The organism is Kitasatospora sp. NPDC056138 (genome assembly GCF_042264695.1).
Classification (GTDB): domain Bacteria; phylum Actinomycetota; class Actinomycetes; order Streptomycetales; family Streptomycetaceae; genus Kitasatospora.
This window is the reverse complement of sequence record NZ_JBHJVK010000049.1, coordinates 21240-39674: the sequence shown is the minus strand read 5'-3', so window position 1 is coordinate 39674 and position 18435 is coordinate 21240. Positions and strand designations below refer to the sequence as shown.

Annotated in this window: 6 protein-coding genes and 2 pseudogenes; 4 read left to right on the top strand and 4 right to left on the bottom strand. The window is 72.9% G+C overall.

What is annotated here, in order from left to right; translation table 11 throughout:
• Positions 1-595: 595 nt before the first annotated feature.
• Positions 596-931, bottom strand: coding sequence for a hypothetical protein (locus ACFC1R_RS26260; RefSeq protein WP_375942595.1), 336 nt, complete (start codon positions 929-931; stop codon positions 596-598).
• A gap of 598 nt (positions 932-1529) precedes the next feature.
• Between ACFC1R_RS26260 and fabG the strand changes: the two genes are divergently transcribed.
• Positions 1530-2312 (top strand): 3-oxoacyl-ACP reductase FabG, encoded by a 783-nt coding sequence (gene fabG, locus ACFC1R_RS26255; protein ID WP_375942593.1) that lies wholly within the window; start codon positions 1530-1532, stop codon positions 2310-2312.
• Positions 2313-2373: 61 nt separating this feature from the next.
• Here fabG and ACFC1R_RS26250 read toward each other — a convergent pair.
• The 3 genes and pseudogenes from ACFC1R_RS26250 to ACFC1R_RS26240 all read right to left on the bottom strand — a co-directional run.
• A pseudogene (locus ACFC1R_RS26250) lies at positions 2374-3127 on the bottom strand (hypothetical protein); the annotation flags it as partial.
• A 165-nt stretch (positions 3128-3292) separates the two neighbouring features.
• Positions 3293-3754 (bottom strand): annotated as a pseudogene (locus tag ACFC1R_RS26245) (LLM class flavin-dependent oxidoreductase); the annotation flags it as partial.
• A 98-nt stretch (positions 3755-3852) separates the two neighbouring features.
• On the bottom strand, positions 3853-4107 hold the full coding sequence (locus tag ACFC1R_RS26240) for a hypothetical protein (protein WP_375942648.1): 255 nt from the start codon (positions 4105-4107) through the stop codon (positions 3853-3855).
• Between ACFC1R_RS26240 and ACFC1R_RS26235 the strand changes: the two genes are divergently transcribed.
• The 3 genes from ACFC1R_RS26235 to ACFC1R_RS26225 are packed head-to-tail and all read left to right on the top strand — an operon-like array spanning position 3991 to position 18412.
• Positions 3991-5937 carry an AMP-binding protein gene (locus tag ACFC1R_RS26235; RefSeq protein WP_375942643.1) on the top strand — a complete coding sequence of 649 codons (1947 nt, stop codon included), beginning with the start codon at positions 3991-3993 and terminating at the stop codon, positions 5935-5937. The genes ACFC1R_RS26240 and ACFC1R_RS26235 overlap by 117 nt on opposite strands.
• A 29-nt stretch (positions 5938-5966) precedes the next feature.
• Complete coding sequence (locus ACFC1R_RS26230) at positions 5967-10421, top strand: MupA/Atu3671 family FMN-dependent luciferase-like monooxygenase (protein ID WP_375942591.1); 4455 nt, start codon at positions 5967-5969, stop codon at positions 10419-10421.
• Positions 10418-18412 (top strand): condensation domain-containing protein, encoded by a 7995-nt coding sequence (locus ACFC1R_RS26225; protein ID WP_375942589.1) that lies wholly within the window; start codon positions 10418-10420, stop codon positions 18410-18412. The genes ACFC1R_RS26230 and ACFC1R_RS26225 overlap by 4 nt, the downstream gene beginning before the upstream one ends.
• Positions 18413-18435: the final 23 nt, after the last annotated feature.

The following is an 18435-nucleotide window of genomic DNA, read 5'->3' as shown; positions in this document are numbered from 1 at the left end:
TTTGGGGGGGGGGTTTTTTTTTCATAATCCCTCGCCCCCCCCGGGGGGCCCCCCCCCCCCGGCGGGGGGCCCCCCCCCTTGGGGCGGCCGGGGGGGGGGGGGGGGGGCCGCCCCCCCTCTTCCGGATCACCCTGCGGACCGGACGAAGGTGCCGACGACGTGGCCCCGGAGGTCTAGCCCGGACATCAGGGGGCGAGTAGTCCGCCGGCGGCTTCCGGGTAATCGTGTGATCAGGCCCCGAGGTCCCCTCAGGCACCAGCCGCAAGCTGACGGTCAGGGCTTGGTGCCGCGGGAAGCGGCCGCGCGCCGGGACGGGACGACTGTGCCGCATCGCAGGCAGCTCGGGAAGGGTGCGGTACGACGACGCGGCGCCGAGTGGCTGACGCGTTGCCGTCCGCGGCGCTCTCCGATCACAACCGCCGTGCCAGGTCCGGCACTTCGGCGGCGGACGGCACCCCGGCGTCGTGATCGCCGGGCCCGCCCCGCTTCGGAACAGCGGGCCGGTCGAGGGCCGGGACAGCCGGATCGAGTGCCTCAGGGGGCAGAGCCACGGCCGGATCGGGCTTTCCGCTCCAGCGTCGCCGGATCCTCCTCGTCAGGTGAGGTGATCACGCTGGACGGGCCCGGACGACGGCGCGTCGGCCTCCCCGCCCGCCTCGTCGATGCGGCGCAGATCGTAGAGGTACGACTTGCCGGCCTTCCAACTGCGCCACGGGCCGAGGGGCGGGAACATCTCCTGGCCCGTCCGACCCGACAGCGGCCAGGAGTTGGCAACCCCGTCAGCGCCGACGGTGCACCAGCCCCGCTCCGGCAGCCACCGGCACCACAGCTCCAGGTCCAGCCGCTTGAACGACGGCCTGCCGTTGAACGTGCCGTCTCGGCGGAAGCGGTAGACCAGGCCATCCAGACGGCGAACGAACTCGATCGACACAGCGACTACCCCCACCCGAACACCGGGGACAGGCACGGCAGTACGGCCGGCCGGCCCCGGAATGGTTCAACATGATCAAGTACCCAGGGTGCAAGCCTACGCCGGAGGTCACGTGCCATTTGAGGGTGACTCGTCCGCAGTGAGGCTTCATCGGCCCTCAGCCACAGTTCACACCCGGTTCAGCAGCTTTCGATAGCGTCACCCGGGCACGAATGGTGATTTCGACACACGAAGAGGATGTCGATTTTGAGCGAGGAACCGATTGCGGTCGTCGGATCGGCCCTTCGCGCACCCGAGGCCCTCGATGGTGAAGAATTCCCGGCGCAGCCTGATTGCGGGGGTGAGTCGGTCGCCCGCCTCGACGACGACGCGCACTGACGCCGGCCACTGAATCCGCAGCGACGGCGGGGGCAGCGCTCGCCACGGCGGGCGGACCGGGCCACGGCAGGGCCAGGTCGATCCTGCTGACCGGCCGTCCTGCGAACGCAACAGCGGCCCCGCACTCCGATTCCGCGGCGCCGTGACCCGACGGCGGCGTACCTCCACCCCATCCCGAAGGACACAGCGTGATCACCACCGCATTCAACGGGCAGTCCGCATGAGCGACAGGCAGACAGCCGTACCGGCCCGGGACACCGCGTCGGCCGCCCGGCCCGTGGCCCTCGTCTCGGGCGGTTCCCGGGGCATCGGCCGCGCGATCGTGACCCGCCTCGCCGAGGACGGCTACGACGTCGCGTTCTGCTACCGCTCGCGGTCGGACGCCGCCGACGAGACCGCCGAGGCGGCGGCCCGGCACGGCGCCCGGACCTTCGTCCGGCGAGTCGACGTCGCCGAAGCCGCGCAGACCCGCGACTTCGTCGCGGCGGCCGTGGCCGAACTGGGCGGCCTCGACGCGGTGGTGACCGCTGCGGGCATCACCCGCAACCGACCGCTGGTGCTGATGGACGACGCCCAGTGGCAGGATGTGGTCCGCACCAACCTGGACGGCACCTATCACGTCTGCCGAGCTGCGCTTCCGTCTCTGATCAAGCGCCGGACGGGTGTCATCGTGACGCTGTCGTCCATCGCCGGTGTGTACGGCTCGGTGGGGCAGACGAACTACTCCGCCTCCAAGGCCGGGATCATCGGCTTCACGCGCGCCCTCGCCAAGGAGTACGGCAAGCTCGGCGTCCGCGCGAACGCGGTGGCACCGGGATTCGTCGACACCGACATGATGTCGTCGATGTCGTCCGTGACGAGGGAGAAGCACCTGAAGCAGATCCCGCTGGCCCGGTTCGGTGCCCCCGAGGACGTGGCCCACCTCGTCTCGTTCCTCGTCTCGGCCCGGTCGGGATACATCACCGGGCAGGTGCTCGGCATCGACGGCGGACTCGCGATCTGAGCAGGCCCGGGGACCGGCAGGCCGGCTACGACTCCGTTCCGGGGCGCGTATCGAGTCGTGCTCAACGGGCGGTCCGGGTGGGATCCTTGACCCGGATCGTCGAGGCGCGTAGGTGAGGTCGGCGAGGTGGCTGTCCGGGGTCTCGTCGTACCGGGTGGCGACGCCTCACCAGGCCCTCAGCTTGTTGATCAGGCGCTCGACGGTGTTCCGCTCCTGGTGGAGATCGGTGTCGTGGCTGACGGGTCGGCCGCCGCTCGATCCCTTCTTCCCCCGGGTCGGCGGCCTGGTCGGCCTTCTCCGGGATGACGGTCCTGATGCCGCGCCTGCGCAGGTGGGCGCGGTTGCCGCAGGACGGGTGAGCCCTGTCCCCGGCGACCGCGCCGGGCCGCGTGCGGGCACGGCCGACAGGCCCGCGGACCCGGATCCTCCTGGGCGCGGGGCGAACTGCGGACTGTCCTCGGGCTGTTCGCGGCCTGTCCAGCGGTCAGGACGAACGCCGGCGGGCGGCATGTCCGGTCGGCGGCCAGGTGAACCTTGCCGGTCCTTCCACCCCTGGAGCCTCCCAGGAGGGCGGCCTCCAGCCGGAGCCTCCATCGACGCCGGATGCGTCGTCGCTCCTGCCGCTCGGGTGCGTCCCCGGTGTCCTGCCCGTTCTGTTCTTCGCGGCCGACCCCTTCGGCCCGGTCTTCTTCTCCTCGGTGGCAGCCTTCTCCGGGGCGGTGATGAAGCCCTCGCCCAGGTGCGTCCCGGCAGCGTCGTGGTGAGCGCGCGGTGGTGGAGTCGATGCCGACCAGGGACAGGTCCACTTCGGCCACCACCCGCTCGTGGCCTTCGTCGAGTGCTCGCCGGTGCCGCCCAGCAGGACCGGCGGGGGCGGGCGGCGGGAGTCCACCACCCCAGTGGTGCGGGCGAGTTGAGTGGCCGGGGCAGCCGGTCATGGCGTCCTGCGTAGGGCGAGTCGTCGCCGTCGGACATCTTCGGACGATCTGCAGGGTCTCCCGGAGTCGCTCGAACCGTTCGGAGGGCCAGGGGAAGGGCGCTCCGGGAGCAAGGCGCTCGTCCTCGTTCCGGGCGGCACCGGTACCCAGGTGTGCGCACCCGCCGGAGAGGACATCGAGGCCGGTGACCAGCCTTCCCGGCAGGCCCGGATGACGGTAGGTCACCCCGGTGCACGGCGTTCCCCGCCGGACGCGCGAGGTGCGCGCGGCGGCGAAGGCGAGCGCGGAGCACCCGTCGAGCATCGGGTCCGCGGCCCGGCCGTCGACGGCCACCTTGAAGTGGTGCTCCACCACCCACGGGCTCGCCACGCCGTGCTCGTCCGCGGGGCGGGCGATCCGGGCCGGCCGCGCCGCGATTCGCGGGGCGCCGCCGGGCCACCGGAAAGCCTGAACCGTCCACCCGAGACGCGTCGTGGGACCCTTCGCGCGAGCCCGAGTGGATATGCGGTCGCCGCACCGGCCGGAATTCCGGGTCGCGAGGATGTCCGCCCGAGGCGGCGCAGTACTGCTTCACTGGCCCGCAGCGGGATTTCACGGAGGTTTCAGCGGGTGCCGATAGCCTGACCAGCAGAAACGCGCTCCTTATGAAGGGTCAGGCCGTGTCGAAGCAGAGCTCCGATCCCATTGTCCGAGATCTCAACGATTTGCTTCGGCAGCGTGCGGAAGAAGTGCCGCACGCAATCACCTACACCTTTGTCGACCGCTTCTCGGACCGCAGGAACTGGCACGAACAACAGCTGACCAACCGCGAGCTGCTGCAGCGTGCCAAAGCCCTGGCCGCCCGAATCCAGTGCCACGCGGCCCCCGGTGACCGCGTCATGGTGCTGAATCAGCCGGGGGCGGACTACGTGGTCGGGATCTACGCCGCCATGTTGGCCGGCACGATCGCGGTGCCCGCCTATCCGCCGGAGACGACGCGGCTGAACCGCGGACTGGAGCGGGTCCGCGCGATCGTGGCCGACGCCGCCCCGCGCTGCGTGCTGGTCGACGACATGGCGGGGTTGTCGGGGAGTTCCCTGCACGAGGAGTTCTCCGGAGTGGAGTGGATCGTCTCCTCCTCGGTCTCCGCGGAGTCGGCGGACGCCTGGGTGGCGCCGGACACCCGGCCCGAGGACCTGGCCGTGCTGCAGTACACCTCCGGCTCCACCGGGCAGCCGAAGGGCGTCATGCTCTCGCACCGGAATCTGCTGGAGAACCTGCGCGCCGGACGGGACGCCTACGGCATCGAGGGGCGGATGAACGGCGTCTTCTGGCTCCCGCCCTACCACGACATGGGCCTTATCGGCGGAATACTGATGGCGCTCTTCTGCGGCGGCCGGGCACAGCTGATGGCGCCGTTCGCGTTTCTCCGCGATCCGTTGCGCTGGGTGAGTGCGATGTCGCACTACGGGGGATATGTCAGCGCCGCCCCGAATTTCGCCTACGAAATGGCGGCCCAGGCCGCCGAGGCCGATCCCGAAGCGATTCTCGGCCTGGACCTGAGCAACTGGCGGGTGGCGATATCCGGTGCCGAACCGGTTCACCACGCGACGCTGGACCGATTCGCACGGGCCTTTGCCGGCGCGGGTTTTCGTCGCGATGCCTTCCACCCCTCCTTCGGACTGGCGGAGAACACGCTCGTGGTGACGGCGCAGCCCGGGGGCGACCGCACGGCCCGCCTGGACGCGGCAGAGCTCGAACGCCACCGGGTGCGCGAGGCGGCACCGGGTGCGGAGGCACGGGTGGTCGTGGGCTGCGGCCCGAGCGCGGACCCGGGCCAGCGCGTCGAGATCGTCGATCCGGCGACGCGTGCGCGCACGCCCGAGGGAACAGTGGGGGAGATCTGGGTCAGCGGCCCCAGCGTGGCGCAGGGGTACTGGGGCCGGGAGGAGGAGAGCGAGTCGGTCTTCCGGGCCACGCTCGCCACCGGTGAAGGCCCGTTCCTGCGCACCGGTGATCTCGGGTTCGCCGGACCGGACGGCCTGTTCGTCACCGGTCGGGTCAAGGACCTCATCGTCCTGCACGGCCGGAACCACTACCCGCACGACCTCGAACGGACCGTGGAGGAGGCACATCCGCGGATCCGCAGCGGCCGGTGCGTGGCCTTCGCGGTCGGCGACGAGCGCGGGGAGGAACTGGTGCTGGCCGTCGAGACCGCCGGCCGGGCCGCCGCGGAGGAGGGCCGGGCCATCGTCGCGGCCGTCCGTGAACGGGTCGGCGCCTGCCACGCGGTGGCCGTCCGGGAGGTCGTCCTCGTTCCGCGCGGCGGGATCCGGCGCACCTCCAGCGGGAAGCTGCAGCGGTCCGCCGTGCGCGCCGCCTACCTGGCCGGTGAGTACCCGCGCGAGGAGCGGGCCCGCGCCGAGTACACGGCGCCGCGCGACGAGATCGAGCAGGCGGTGGCCGACGCGTGGGGCAGGGTCCTCGGGGTCGAGCGCGTGGGCGTCCAGGACCGGTTCTTCGAACTCGGCGGCGACTCGCTGAAGGCGGTGCGACTGCTGGGTGATCTGGACACCGGCCTCGGACACCGGCTGACGCTGTCCGACGTGGCCGCCGTGCACACGGTCGGGGAGTTCGCCGCGCTGCTACGGCTGCGCGCGCAGGGAACGCGGCCGGGGGCCGCGGACATTCAGCTGGACCTGGGTTGATGGGCGAGGGTGGGGAGGGAAGGCCGGCGATGACCGAGGACGTCCGCGAGTTCGTGGCCAGGGTCGAGACCCTGGGCATCAGGCTGTTCCTGGAAGAGGGCCGCCTCCAGTGCCGTGGGGCGCAGGAGCAGTTGACGCCCGCGCTGCTCGAGCAGGTGCGGGACCGCCGTGACGCGATCGTGGAGCACCTGCGCGTGGCGGCCGGGTCCGCTCCGGCCGCTCCCCTCACGGCGGGTCAGCGCAGTCTGCTCCTGCACCAGCGGTTGACCCCGGACAGCGTCGCCTACAACCTCGCGTTGGTGGCCCGTACCGACGAGGCCCTCGACGCCGGGCGGCTCGACCGCGCGCTGCGCTCGGTCATGACCCGTCATCCGGTCCTGCGGACGACCTACCTCTGGAACGACGGCGAGCCGCTGCGGTGCGTGGCGGAGGTTCCCGGGTCGGTCCTCGTCGAGGAGACCGCCGCGGAGGACCTGGTCGAAGGCCTCGCCGAGGCGTTCGTGGACCGGCCCTTCGACCTCGAGCGGGACGTGCCGATCCGGGCGGCCCTGGTGCGGAGCGGTCCGGACGACAGGCGTCCGGTGCTGGCGCTGGTGGTGCACCACATCGCCGCGGACCTGCGTTCCATCGACTTGATCGTCGAGGAGTGGCTGGCCGCGTACCGAGCCGACGACGCCGTGGCGGCGGTGCCGCGCGGTGTGGACTTCGCCGAGCAGGTGCGACGTGAGCAGCACTGGCTGTCGGGTCCGAGCGCGGCGGACGCCCTGTCGTTCTGGCGCGACGAGCTCGCCGACCTGGCGGAGGTGAGGCTGCCGTTCGACCGGCCGCGCCCGCCGGTGCAGACCTTCCGCGGCGGTCGCCTCACGGTGGAGCTGGACCACCGGCTGTCGGCCGCGGTCGGCAGGGTCGCACGCGACGCGGACGCGACGCCGAACATGCTGTTCCTGTCGGCGTTCCAGGTGCTCCTGCAGAAGCACCTGGGATCGGACGACGTCGTGGTGGGTACGCCGGCCGCCAACCGGCGCACCGCCGACGTGCAGGACACGGTGGGTTTCTTCGCCGACCCGGTCGTCGTGCGCACGCGGCTCGCGGACGACCCCACGTTCCTCACGGCGCTCGGGCGGACCCGCGGCACCCTGCTGAGGGCGCTGGACCACCCGTTTCCGTTCCCGCTGCTGGTCGAGCGCCTCAACCCGGTGCGTGACCCGCGCCGTTCCCCGTTCTTCCAGGTGATGTACGTCTGGCAGCAGGCGGACACGGGCCGGCAGCCGGTTTCCCTCGTGCCGCTGGCCGCCTCCGGCCAGCGCGGCGCCCCCTACGATCTGGTCCTGGCCGTGCAGGAGGCGCACGGGCGTTTCGTCTGTTCCTGGACCTACAACGTCGACCTCTTCGAGCAGGCGACCGTCGAGCGGATCGCGGACGGCTTCCTGGCGCTCCTCGACGCCGTCACCGCGCGCCCGGAGCAGCCGGTCTCGCAGGTGCCGGCCCTGTCCCGCGCGGCCGAACAGGAGCTGCGCGCCGAGGCGAGCGGGCCGTCGGTGGAACTGGGCGAGCTGCCCTGGCTCGACCAGTTCGACGCCCAGGTGAGCCGGACCCCGGAGGCGGTGGCCCTGGTCTGCGGCGAGCGGTCGGTGACCTACCGGGAGCTCGGGGAGCGGGTCGACCGCATGGCCGCCGCACTGCGCGCGCGGGGGGTGCGCGAGGAGGTGCGCGTCGGTCTGTGCGCCGAGCGCTCGATCGAGCTGGTGGTGGCCATGCTGGCCGTCGTCCGGGCCGGTGGCGCCTATCTGCCGCTGGATCCGGAGTACCCGTCGGAGCGCCTCGGCTACATGGCCGACGACGGTGGGATCGCGCTGTGCCTGGTGGACCGGGCGGGTGAGCGTGCGGTCCAGGGGTGTCCCGGCGAGCTCGTCGCCCTGGACACGCTCGCGCAGGAGGCCGATCGGCTCGCGCCGACGCCGCTCGGCACGACCCCGGAGGCCGCGCTCGCCTACCTCATCTACACCTCGGGGTCGACCGGTCGGCCCAAGGGGGTCATGGTCACGCGGCGCAACGTCGCCAACCTGTTCGCGGGCCTCGACCGGGCCGTGGGCGAGCAGCCGGCGGGCGAGCAGCCGGTCTGGCTCGCGGTCACCAGCGTCTGCTTCGACATCTCGGTCGTCGAGCTGCTGTGGACCCTGTGCCGCGGCTACCGCGTGGTGATCGAGACCGAACGGTGGGCGTCGCCCGCGCGGCGGACCGGGACGGGCGGCTCCGCACCGTCCCGCCCGGTGGACTTCAGCCTGTTCTACTTCGCCTCCGACTCCGGCGAGCGCCGGGGGCCCGACGTCTACCGGATGCTGCTGGACGGAGCGCGTTTCGCCGACGCCAACGGGTTGCGTGCGGTCTGGCTCCCGGAACGGCACTTCCACGCTTTCGGCGGCGCGTTCCCGAACCCGTCGGTCCTGGCCGCCGCGGTGGCCGCGGTGACCGAGCGGGTCGCCCTCCGGGCGGGCAGCGTCGTCCTTCCGCTGCAGGATCCGCTGCGTGTCGCGGAGGAGTGGGCCGCCGTCGACAACCTCTCCGGCGGACGGGTCGGCCTCTCCTTCGCGTCCGGGTGGCAGCCGAACGACTTCGTGCTGGCACCGGAGCGGTTCGCCGACCGCAAGGAACGGATGTGGCGGGACATCGAGACGGTGCGAGCTCTGTGGCGCGGCGAGGCCGTGCGGCGGGCGAACGGACTCGGTGCCGAGGTGGAGGTCACCACGCTGCCCCGGCCCGTCCAGCCCGAACTGCCCGTCTGGGCCACCGCGGCGGGCAGCGAGGAGACGTTTCGCCAGGCGGGTGCGGCCGGTGCCCACCTGCTGACCCACCTGCTGGGGCAGAACGTCCAGGAGCTGGCCCGCAAGATCGGTGTGTACCGCGCCGCGCGGGCCGAGGCGGGACACGACGAGGGCGTGGTGACCCTCATGATCCACACCTTCGTCCACCCCGACCCGGACGTGGCCCGGGAGGCTGTCCGCGAGCCGTTCAAGAACTACCTGCGCAGCTCGATCGATCTGATGCAGGGGCTGGCCAAGGGGCTCGGCCTCGATCCGGTGCAGCACCGGGAGCTGATCGTCGAGCACGCGTACCAGCGCTTCGCGGGCAGCAGCGCGCTCTTCGGCACGCCCGAGCACTGCGCGTCCCTGGTAAGGGAGTTGGCGGACGCGGGGGTCGACGAGATCGCCTGCCTCGTCGACTTCGGGATCGACGACGAACTGGCGCTCTCCGCACTGGACCATGTCGTGACGGTCCGCCGGCTGCTCACCGAGGCGTCCGGGCGGCTGCCGACGGACTCCCTGTCCCGGCACGGGGTGACGCACCTCCAGTGCACTCCCGCCTACGCCCGGATGCTGCTGGAGGCGGACAGGAGCGGAGCCGGGTTCGGCCCGCTGCGGCAGCTGCTGGTCGGCGGCGACGCGGCGCCGCCGGAGCTGGTGGAGCGGCTCGGCACATCCGGCGTCGAGCAGGTGCTCAACATGTACGGCCCGACCGAGACGACCGTCTGGTCGGCCGTGCAGCCGCTGGAGGTCGACGCGTCGGGCCGGGTCACCGTCGGCGGACCGCTGGCCAACACCACGCTGTACGTGCTGGACCGTCACCTGTGTCCGGTGCCGCCCGGGGTCGTCGGCGAGCTCTTCGTCGGCGGGACCGGCGTGGTCCGTGGGTACTGGGACCGGCCGGGGCTGACCGCCGAGCGGTTCCTGCCCGATCCCTTCGCCGGTGCCGCCGGTGCGCGCATGTACCGCACCGGTGACCTGGCCCGGTCGCTGGGCGGCGGCCGACTGGAGTTCCTCGGCCGGGTGGACCACCAGATCAAGGTGCGCGGTTTCCGCATCGAGGCCGGCGAGATCGAAGCCGTCCTCGGTGCCCACCCGGACGTGGCGGAGTGCGCGGTGATCGCCCGGCGGGACGGGGAGGGCGACAGCAGCCTGGTCGCCTTCGTCGTCCCCCGCGGGGACGCCGGTTGCGACGAGCAGGCCCTGCGGGCGCACGCGCGCGGCCTGTTGCCCGAGTACATGGTGCCCTCCAGGTTCGTGGAACGCGGCGCACTGCCACTGACGCCGAACGGCAAGACCGACCGCAGCGCGCTGGTCCGATCGGCCACCGAGGTCTCCGCGAGAGTCCTGGTCGGGTACGTGGGCCCGCGCAACGAGGCCGAGGGTGCGTTGCAGCGGATCTGGGCCGAACTCCTGGGGCGCGACTCGGTGGGCGTGCACGAGAACTTCTTCGAGGTCGGCGGCCACTCCGTGCTCGCGGCCAGGCTGCACGGCCGCATCCACGGCTCGGGCCTCGGCCCGATCGAGCTCGTCGACATCTTCACCTATCCGACGATCGCCGCCCTGGCCGCCCGTCTGGGCTCCGGCGGCGCGGCCGACGCCGAGCGCGGGCGCGCCGACGACCGGGCGAACAAGCAGAGGGCCGCCGTCCGGCGGCAGCAGCGCAGGAGGCAGAGCTCGTGAATGAGCGTGACACCGACGACGACATCCAGCACATCGCGGTCATCGGCATGGCCGGCCGGTTCCCCGGAGCCCGGGATCCGGAGGAGTTCTGGCGCAACATCGCGGACGGCATCGAGTCCGTCACCTGGCTGTCGGACCAGGACCTGCTCGCCGCGGGCGTCCCGGAGCGGCAGTTCCGCGAGCCGGGGTACGTCCGGGCGGCCACCGTGCTGGACGGGATGGAGCAGTTCGACGCCGGTCTGTTCGGACTGACGCCGATGGAGGCGGCCATCCTCGATCCGCAGCACCGGATGCTGCTGGAGGGCACCCAGGCGCTGTTCGACCACGCCGGCTACAACCCGGAGACGCTGACCGCCACCACCGGGGTCTACGTCGGCGTCGGCTTCCCCTCCTACCTGGTGAACAACCTGCTCGGCCGTCCGGAGCTCATCGAGCAGGTCGGCATGCAGCGGATCTTCTTCGCCACCGACAAGGGCTTCGCGCCGACCCGGATCTCGCACAAGTTCGACCTCACCGGTCCGAGCGTCGGGGTCGACACCGCCTGTTCGACCTCCCTCGTCGCGGTGCACCAGGCGTGCCGGGCGCTGCTCGGGTACGAGTGCGACCTCGCCGTCGCCGGCGGTGCGAGCGCGATCCTGCCGAACGGGGTGGGCTACCAGTACCACGAGGGCGGCATCCACTCGCCGGACGGGCACTGCCGGGCCTTCGACGCCGCCGCCGGTGGGACGCGGTTCGGCAGCGGCATGGGTCTGGTGCTGCTGAAACGGCTCTCCGAGGCCGTCGCCGACGGCGACCACATCCTCGCGGTGATCCGGGGTTCGGCGGTGAACAACGACGGCGCCGCGAAGGCCGGGTTCACCGCCCCGAGCGCCACCGGGCAGGCCGCTGTCATCGCCGAGGCGCTCGCCTTCGCGGACGTCGAACCGGACACGGTCGGGTACGTGGAGGCGCACGGGACCGGCACCGTGATCGGGGACCCGATCGAACTCGCAGGCCTGACAAGGGCGTTCCAGGAACAGACCGACCGCCGCCAGTACTGCGCGATCGGTTCGCTCAAGACCAACGTCGGCCACCTCGACGTGGCGGCCGGGATCGCCGGCCTGATCAAGACCGTCCAGGCACTGCGGCACCGCGGGCTCCCGCCGAGTCTGCACTTCGAGCAGCCGAACCCGGCCATCGACTTCGCCCGCAGCCCGTTCTACGTCAACACCGAGCTGCGTCCCTGGGCGGCGCCGGACGGGGCGCCTCGGCGCGCGGGGGTGAGCTCCTTCGGCATCGGCGGGACCAACGCCCACGTGGTGCTGGAGGAGGCGCCGGTCCGTCCGGCGTCGGGACCCTCCCGCGACGAGCAGCTCGTCGTCCTCTCCGCGCGCTCGCCGCAGGCGCTGGACCGGTTGGGCGCCGAACTGGCGGACGCCTTCCGGGCGGCCGGCGACACGCCGCTGGCGGACCTCGCGTTCACCCTGAGCACCGGCCGCCGGGCGCACCCGCATCGGCGCGCGATCGTGTGCCGGGATCACGCCGGGGCGATCGAGGCTCTGGAGGGAGACCGTCCGTCGGCGCCGATCTCCGGGGTGGCCGGGGCCGACGCCCCGGGCGTCGCCTTCGTGTTCCCCGGTCAGGGCGCCCAGCAGGTGCGGATGCTGGCCGGTCTCTTCGCCGACCAGCCGGTCTTCCGCGAGGTGGTGGACCGCTGCGCGGAGCACGCCGCCGACCGGCTCGGCGTGGACCTGCGCCGGGTGATCTGGCCGGACCCCGCGGACGACGAGCGGGCGGGAGAGCGGCTGGACCAGACCTGGCTGACCCAGCCCGCCCTGTTCACCGTGACGCTGGCGCTCGCCCGGCTCTGGACGGCGTGGGGCGTGCGGCCGTGCGTGCTGATCGGGCACAGCCTGGGCGAGTACGTGGCGGCGACGCTGGCCGAGGTCCTCCGGTTCGAGGACGCGCTCGACCTCGTCATCGAACGCGCGAGGCTGATGAACGGGATGCCCGGCGGCGCGATGCTGGCGGTGTCGCTGGACGAGCAGGCGCTGCTGCCCCTGCTGGGGGACTGCTCCCTGGCGGCCGTGAACGGCCCGCAGCACTGCGTCGCCGCCGGCCCCCACCCGTCGATCGAGGAGCTGGAGCGGCGGCTGTCCGCCCAGGGGGTGGAGCACCGTCGGCTGCGCACCTCGCACGCCTTCCACTCCGCGATGCTGGACCCGGTCGTGGGTCCCTTCGAGGAGCAGGTGGCCCGCTTCGACCCGGGTGCGCCGCGGATCCCCGTGGTGTCCTGCCTCACCGGCCGGGTGTCGTCGGCCGAGGAGCTCGGCGACCCGGGGTACTGGGCCCGGCAGCTGCGCGGGACGGTCCGCTTCGCCGACGCCGTCCGCACGGCCGCCGAGCAGGGCGCGGAGGTCTTCCTGGAGGTGGGCCCCGGGCGGACGCTCACCTCGATGGTGCGCCGCAGCGGCGTCCCGGCGCACCGGGTGATCGCCTCGGCGCGGGGCGCCGAGGACGCCCGGACGGATGGCGAGGCGCTGCTGGAGGCGCTCGGCGCCCTGCACTGCGCCGGTGTGCCGGTGGACTGGCAGGAGTTCTGGGCCGGCCAGCAGCGGCACCGGGTGCCGCTGCCCGGCCACCCGTTCGAGCGGGAGCGCCACTGGATCGAGCCCGTCGCCGCAGCCGCGGCGCCGTCGCCGCATGCCGCGGTGACGCCCGTCGCGAGCGAGGCGCCGGTCGGGAGCGAGGTGCCGGTCGGCCAGGTCCGTCGCTGGACTCCCGCACCGCGTCCGGGTCTCGACGGAGCCGCGTGGCAGCCGGGTGAGTGGCTGGTCGTGGCCGGTGACGAGCTGGGCCAGGCCCTGACGGACCGCCTGGAGAAGGAGGGGGAGAGCGTCGTCCGGGTGCGTCGCGGCGCGGCGTTCGCCGCGCAGGACACGGGCTTCGTCCTCGACCCGGCACACCCCGAGGACGTGGCCGCGTTGCTGGGCGCGCTGCGGAAGCGCGGACGGCTGCCCCGCCACATCGTGCTGGAGTGCGGCCCCGGCGCGGCGGGAGCCCCGGCGCCCGTCCCGGGGGACGAACTGCGCCTGGCGGGGGCATGGGTGGAGGCGCTGCTCGCCGGAGCCGAGGACGACGAGGTCCAGCTCGCCCTGGTGGCGCACGGGCTGCACCGGATCACGGCCGATGACGACCCGTCACCGAGCAGCGCGGCCCTGACCGGTTTCTGCCGCGCGATCGCGGCCGACCATCCGGAGCTGGCGTTGGTCTGCGTGGACGTGGACGACCGGCTCGCCGAGGCCGCCGACGGCATCGTCGGCGAACTCGCCGGCGGCGTCGCCGAGACCGTCGTCGCGTTCCGCGCGGGCACGCGCCATGTCGAGTGCTACGAGGCCCGTCCGACGGACACGGCCCCGTCGGGCCGGAGCTTCGTCCTCACCGGCGGGCCCGCCGAGGTGCCCGTGCTCCTCGCGCGCCGGCTGGCGCGGCAGCGCCGGGCCAAGCTCACCCTGGTGGAACGGCGTCCCCTGCCGCCCGAGCCGCAGTGGTCCGGCTGGCTCGACGAGGGGACCGGGCCGGGGCTCGCGCTCGCGGCGGTGTCCGGCGCCGGGACCCTGCCCGAGCTGGGGCAGCGGGAGGCCGCGCTGTCCGCCGCCGAGCGCGGACTCGCCGGGGCTGCCGGGGCCGCCTGGGACCGGGACACGGTGGGCGCGGTCCTGAACCGGCTCTGCGGCAGCCACGTGTACCGGACCCTGCGGGACGGCGGAGTCGACCTGCGGGCCGGTGTGGTGCACCGGCGCGCCGCGATCGCCGAGCGGATGCGGATCCTGCCGGCGTTCGTCAAGTTCCTCGACTTCTTCCTCCAGGTGCTGCACGAGGACGGCGTCGTCCGCTGCGAGGGGGACCGGGTCGAGGTCCTGCTCGGACCGGAGCAGGTGGAACTGTTCGACTCCGCCGCTGCCAACGCCCTGCTGCCCGGCTTCGAGCCGACGATCTCCTTCCTCGACCACTGCGTACGCAACTTCCCGGCGGCGCTGAGCGGCGACATCGACGCCGTCGGCGTGCTCTTCCCGAACGGCGATCCCGCACGGTTGGAGCAGGCGTTCCGCACCCTGCTGGACGCCAGCAACTACCGCGTCTACGCGGACCTGCTCGGACGCCTGCTGGCCGACCTGGCCGACTCGGCCCCGGGAAGGCCGCTGCGGGTGCTCGAAGTCGGCGGCGGGAACGGCCAGTTGACCAGGATCGTCGCTGCGGCGCTGCGCGGGCGGGAGGTCGAGTACTGCTTCACGGACCTCGGCGGTTCCTTCGTCCGCCGGGCCCGGCGGTGGGCCACCGGGTGTGGCTTCACGGCCCTGGACTGCCAGGTCTTCGACATCACCCGCGACCCGGTCGAGCAAGGACTCCAGGCGCACTCCTTCGACGCCGTCATCGGGTTCGACGTGGTCCACGCGACGCCGAGGATCGCGCAGACGGTCGAGAACCTGCGCGGCCTGATCTCTCCGGGCGGGGTGCTCGGCCTGGTCGAGGCGGTGGTGTCGCTGCGCTGGGTCGAACTGCTCTGGGGGCTCGCCGAGGGGTGGTGGCTGTTCGAGGACGAGGAGGTCCGGACCGGCTCGCCGCTGGTTCCGCTGGACACCTGGGACCGGGTGTTGCGGGAGCGGCCGTTCGCGGACGTCGTCTCCTTCCCGCTCGACGAAGCCGCTCGAAGCGCCACGGACTACGGCCTGGTGCTCGCCCAGCAGCCGGCGGCACTCGACTCGCCCGGCTACCGGGAGCACCTCGCCCGTCGCGCCGAGGTCGTCCTGCGCACCACCCGGGAGCGCATCGGGGCCGTGCGGGAGCTCGAAGCCCTGGGCGCCGAGGTCGTGGTCGTCGACGCCGATCCGACCTCGCAGGAACAGATCGCGCGGGTCCTCTCCGACGCCGCCGCGCGGTTCGGGTGCGTGGACGGGATCGTCCACGCGCCGGAGCTGCCGCTCGACGACACACCGCCGCCGTGGTCGGCGGCCGACCTGCCCGCCCTGGCGGCCCCGCATGTCGCCGCCGCGCGGACGCTGGTGCGCGCCGCGGCCGAGGCGGGGGTCCCGACGCTCGCGTTCGTCTCGCCCGCACGGGCCGTCACCGGCGGCACGGGCGCGCTGCGCCCCGCGATCGCCGGCAGCGTCTTCGACGTCTGCGCCGACGACGACCGGGTCACCGCGGTCCGCTGGAACGCGGACGGGGACCCGGCCCTGCTGGAGCAGGCCATCGGCCGGCCCGGCGCGGTGGTCCTGGCCGGGGAGGCCCCGGACCTCGGCACGGCCGCCGACCGGCGCAGCAGGTCGCCGCGCGGGGCTTCGGTGGCGACGGAGGCCGCCGCGGCGGACGTCGAGGAGGAGATCCTCGTCATCTTCCGGCAGCTGTTCGGCACCGAGGAACTCGGCGCGCACGACGACTTCTACCGGCTGGGCGGCGACTCGCTGCTGGCCACGCAGGTGATCGCCCGGATCCGACGCCGCTTCCGCGTCGACCTGGCGGTCAAGGCCCTGTTCGACGCCCCGACGGTCGCGGGCCTGGCCGAGAAGGTGCGGGCGGCGCAGTCGGCGGACGCCCACGCGGACATCCCGCTCCTGCGGGTGCCCAGGAACGACGCCGTGCCGCTCTCCTTCGGCCAGCAGTCCCTGTGGCTGGCGGAGCAGTTCCACGGCCCGAGCGCGACCTACAACATCCCCGGGGCGGTGCGTCTGCTGGGCCGGCTGGAGATCGAGCCGCTGCGGCGCGCACTGCGGGAGGTCATCGGACGGCACGAGGTGCTCCGCACCACCGTCCACGCCGTGGACGGATCGCCGGTGCAGCGGATCCACCAGGACGTCACGGTCGACCTGCCGGTTCGCGAGGTGGCCGAGGAGGAGATCGAGGAGCTCGCCCAGGAGCACGCGCGCAGGGTCTTCGACCTGGAGCGGGGCCCGCTGATCCGGGTGGCCCTGTTGCGGGTCGCGGAAGCCGACCACGTCCTGCTGGTCAACATCCACCACATCGTCTCCGACGGCTGGTCGCTCGGCGTCCTGGTCGAGGAGCTGGTGAGGCTGTACTCCGCGTTCGTGCGTGGCGAGGGATCACCGCTGGTTCCGCTCGACCACCAGTACGCGGACTTCGCCGACTGGCAGCGGCGCTGGCTCGACGGCGAGCTGTTCGACCGGCAACTCGCCTACTGGCGGCGCAAGTTGGCCGGAGCGCCGAAGCTGCTTCGACTGCCGACGGACCGGCCTCGGCCACAGACGCAGCGGATCCGCAACGCGGTGCACCGGTTCGTGGTCCCGCCGGAGCTCGCCGAGCGGCTCGGCGGACTCGGCCGGGACGAGGGCGCCACCCTCTTCATGGTGCTGCTCGCCGGCTTCAAGGTGCTGCTGTCGCGCCTGGCCCGCACCACGGACGTCTCGGTCGGCACGACGAACGCCAACCGGACCCGGGCGGTGTTCGAGCAGATGATCGGGATGTTCGTCAACAACCTGGTGCTGCGCACGGACCTCGGCGGCGACCCCACCTTCCGGGAGCTGCTCGCCCGCGTCCGCGCGACGTCGGTCGACGCCTACGCGCACCAGGACCTGCCGTTCCTGACGCTCGTCGACGAGCTCCGTCAGGAACGCAGCCCGGCGCACACGCCGCTGTTCCAGGTGCTGTTCCTGCTGCAGAAGCTGAACATCACCCTCGAACTTCCCGGGATCACCGCGCGCACCGTCGAAGTCGACGCGCTGCACACGAAGTTCGACCTGACCCTGTTCATGGAGGAGCAGGCCCAGGGGATCGTCGGCACCTTCATCTACAACGCGGAACTCTTCGACGCTTCCACGATCGACCGGATGGCGACGCGCCTCGTGCGCCTGCTGCACGACGCCGCGAAGGCGCCGGACACCCGGATCGGCGAGCTGCGCACGGAGAACAACGACGAGAACGGGACGCGAGACATGACCGAGCGGGACTCCCACAGCACCAGGCTCCAGTCGCTGCGCAGCGCCAAGCGCCGCTCGGTGGACGTCGGCCGGATCAGTCCGGTGCGCACCGGCTTCCTGCCCGGTCTGCCGCAGGCCCCGCTCGTCCTGACGCCCGCCGAGGCCGGCGTCGACCTCGCGGGGTGGCTGCGGGGCAACCGGGAGGCCGTCGACGCCCATCTGCACAAGCACGGGGCGGTGTTGCTGCGGGGCTTCCACGAGGGCTCGGTCGACCGGTTCGAGGAGGCGGCCTCGGCGATCTGCTCGACGCTCTTCCCCGAGTACGGGGACCTGCCGCGCGAGGGCGAGTCGCCCCGCGTCTACAAGTCCACGCCCTATCCGGACGACCGGTCGATCCTCTTCCACAACGAGAGCTCGCACCTGCACACCTGGCCCATGCGGCAGTTCTTCTCCTGCGTCGTGGCGGCCCGCGAGGGCGGCGAGACGCCGATCGTGGACTGCCGACGGGTGCTCGCGAGCCTGCGCCCCGAGCTGGCCGAGGAGTTCACCCGTCGCGGGCTGCGCTACGTCCGCAACTTCATCGACGCCGTGGACGTGAGCTGGTCCAGGTTCTACGGCACCGAGGACCGGGCCGAGGTGGAGCGCAAGTGCGCCGAGGCCGGTGAGGGCTTCGCCTGGCTGCCCGACGGCACGCTGCGCACCTGGCGGCGGGCCGACGCGGTGCTGCCGCACCCCCGCACCGGTGAGGCGGTCTTCTTCAACCAGCTCGCCCTGCACCACCCCTCGTGCCTCGACGCGGACACCCGGCAGTCGCTGGAGGCGCTGTACGGGGAAGCCGGTCTGCCCAGGAACGTCTACTGGGGTGACGGCTCGGTCATCCCCGACGAGGTGGTCACCGAGGTCCGCGAGGTGATGGACCGGGAGGCGCTGGTCTTCACCTGGCAGGAGGGCGACGTCCTCGTCACCGACAACATGCTGGTGGCGCACGCCCGCCGCCCCTTCGTCGGGCCGCGGAAGATCGTCGTGGCGCTCGGCGACATGATGCGCGCCGATGTGTCCGCCCCCGCCGACCGTTGATCCGGATCCCGAGTACGACCGGC

What these genes read in the sequence shown, in the direction of transcription:
- fabG (WP_375942593.1), top strand. Translation starts at nt 1,530, where the DNA reads ATGAGCGACAGGCAGACAGCCGTACCGGCCCGGGACACCGCGTCGGCC.
- ACFC1R_RS26230 (WP_375942591.1), top strand. Translation starts at nt 5,967, where the DNA reads ATGACCGAGGACGTCCGCGAGTTCGTGGCCAGGGTCGAGACCCTGGGC.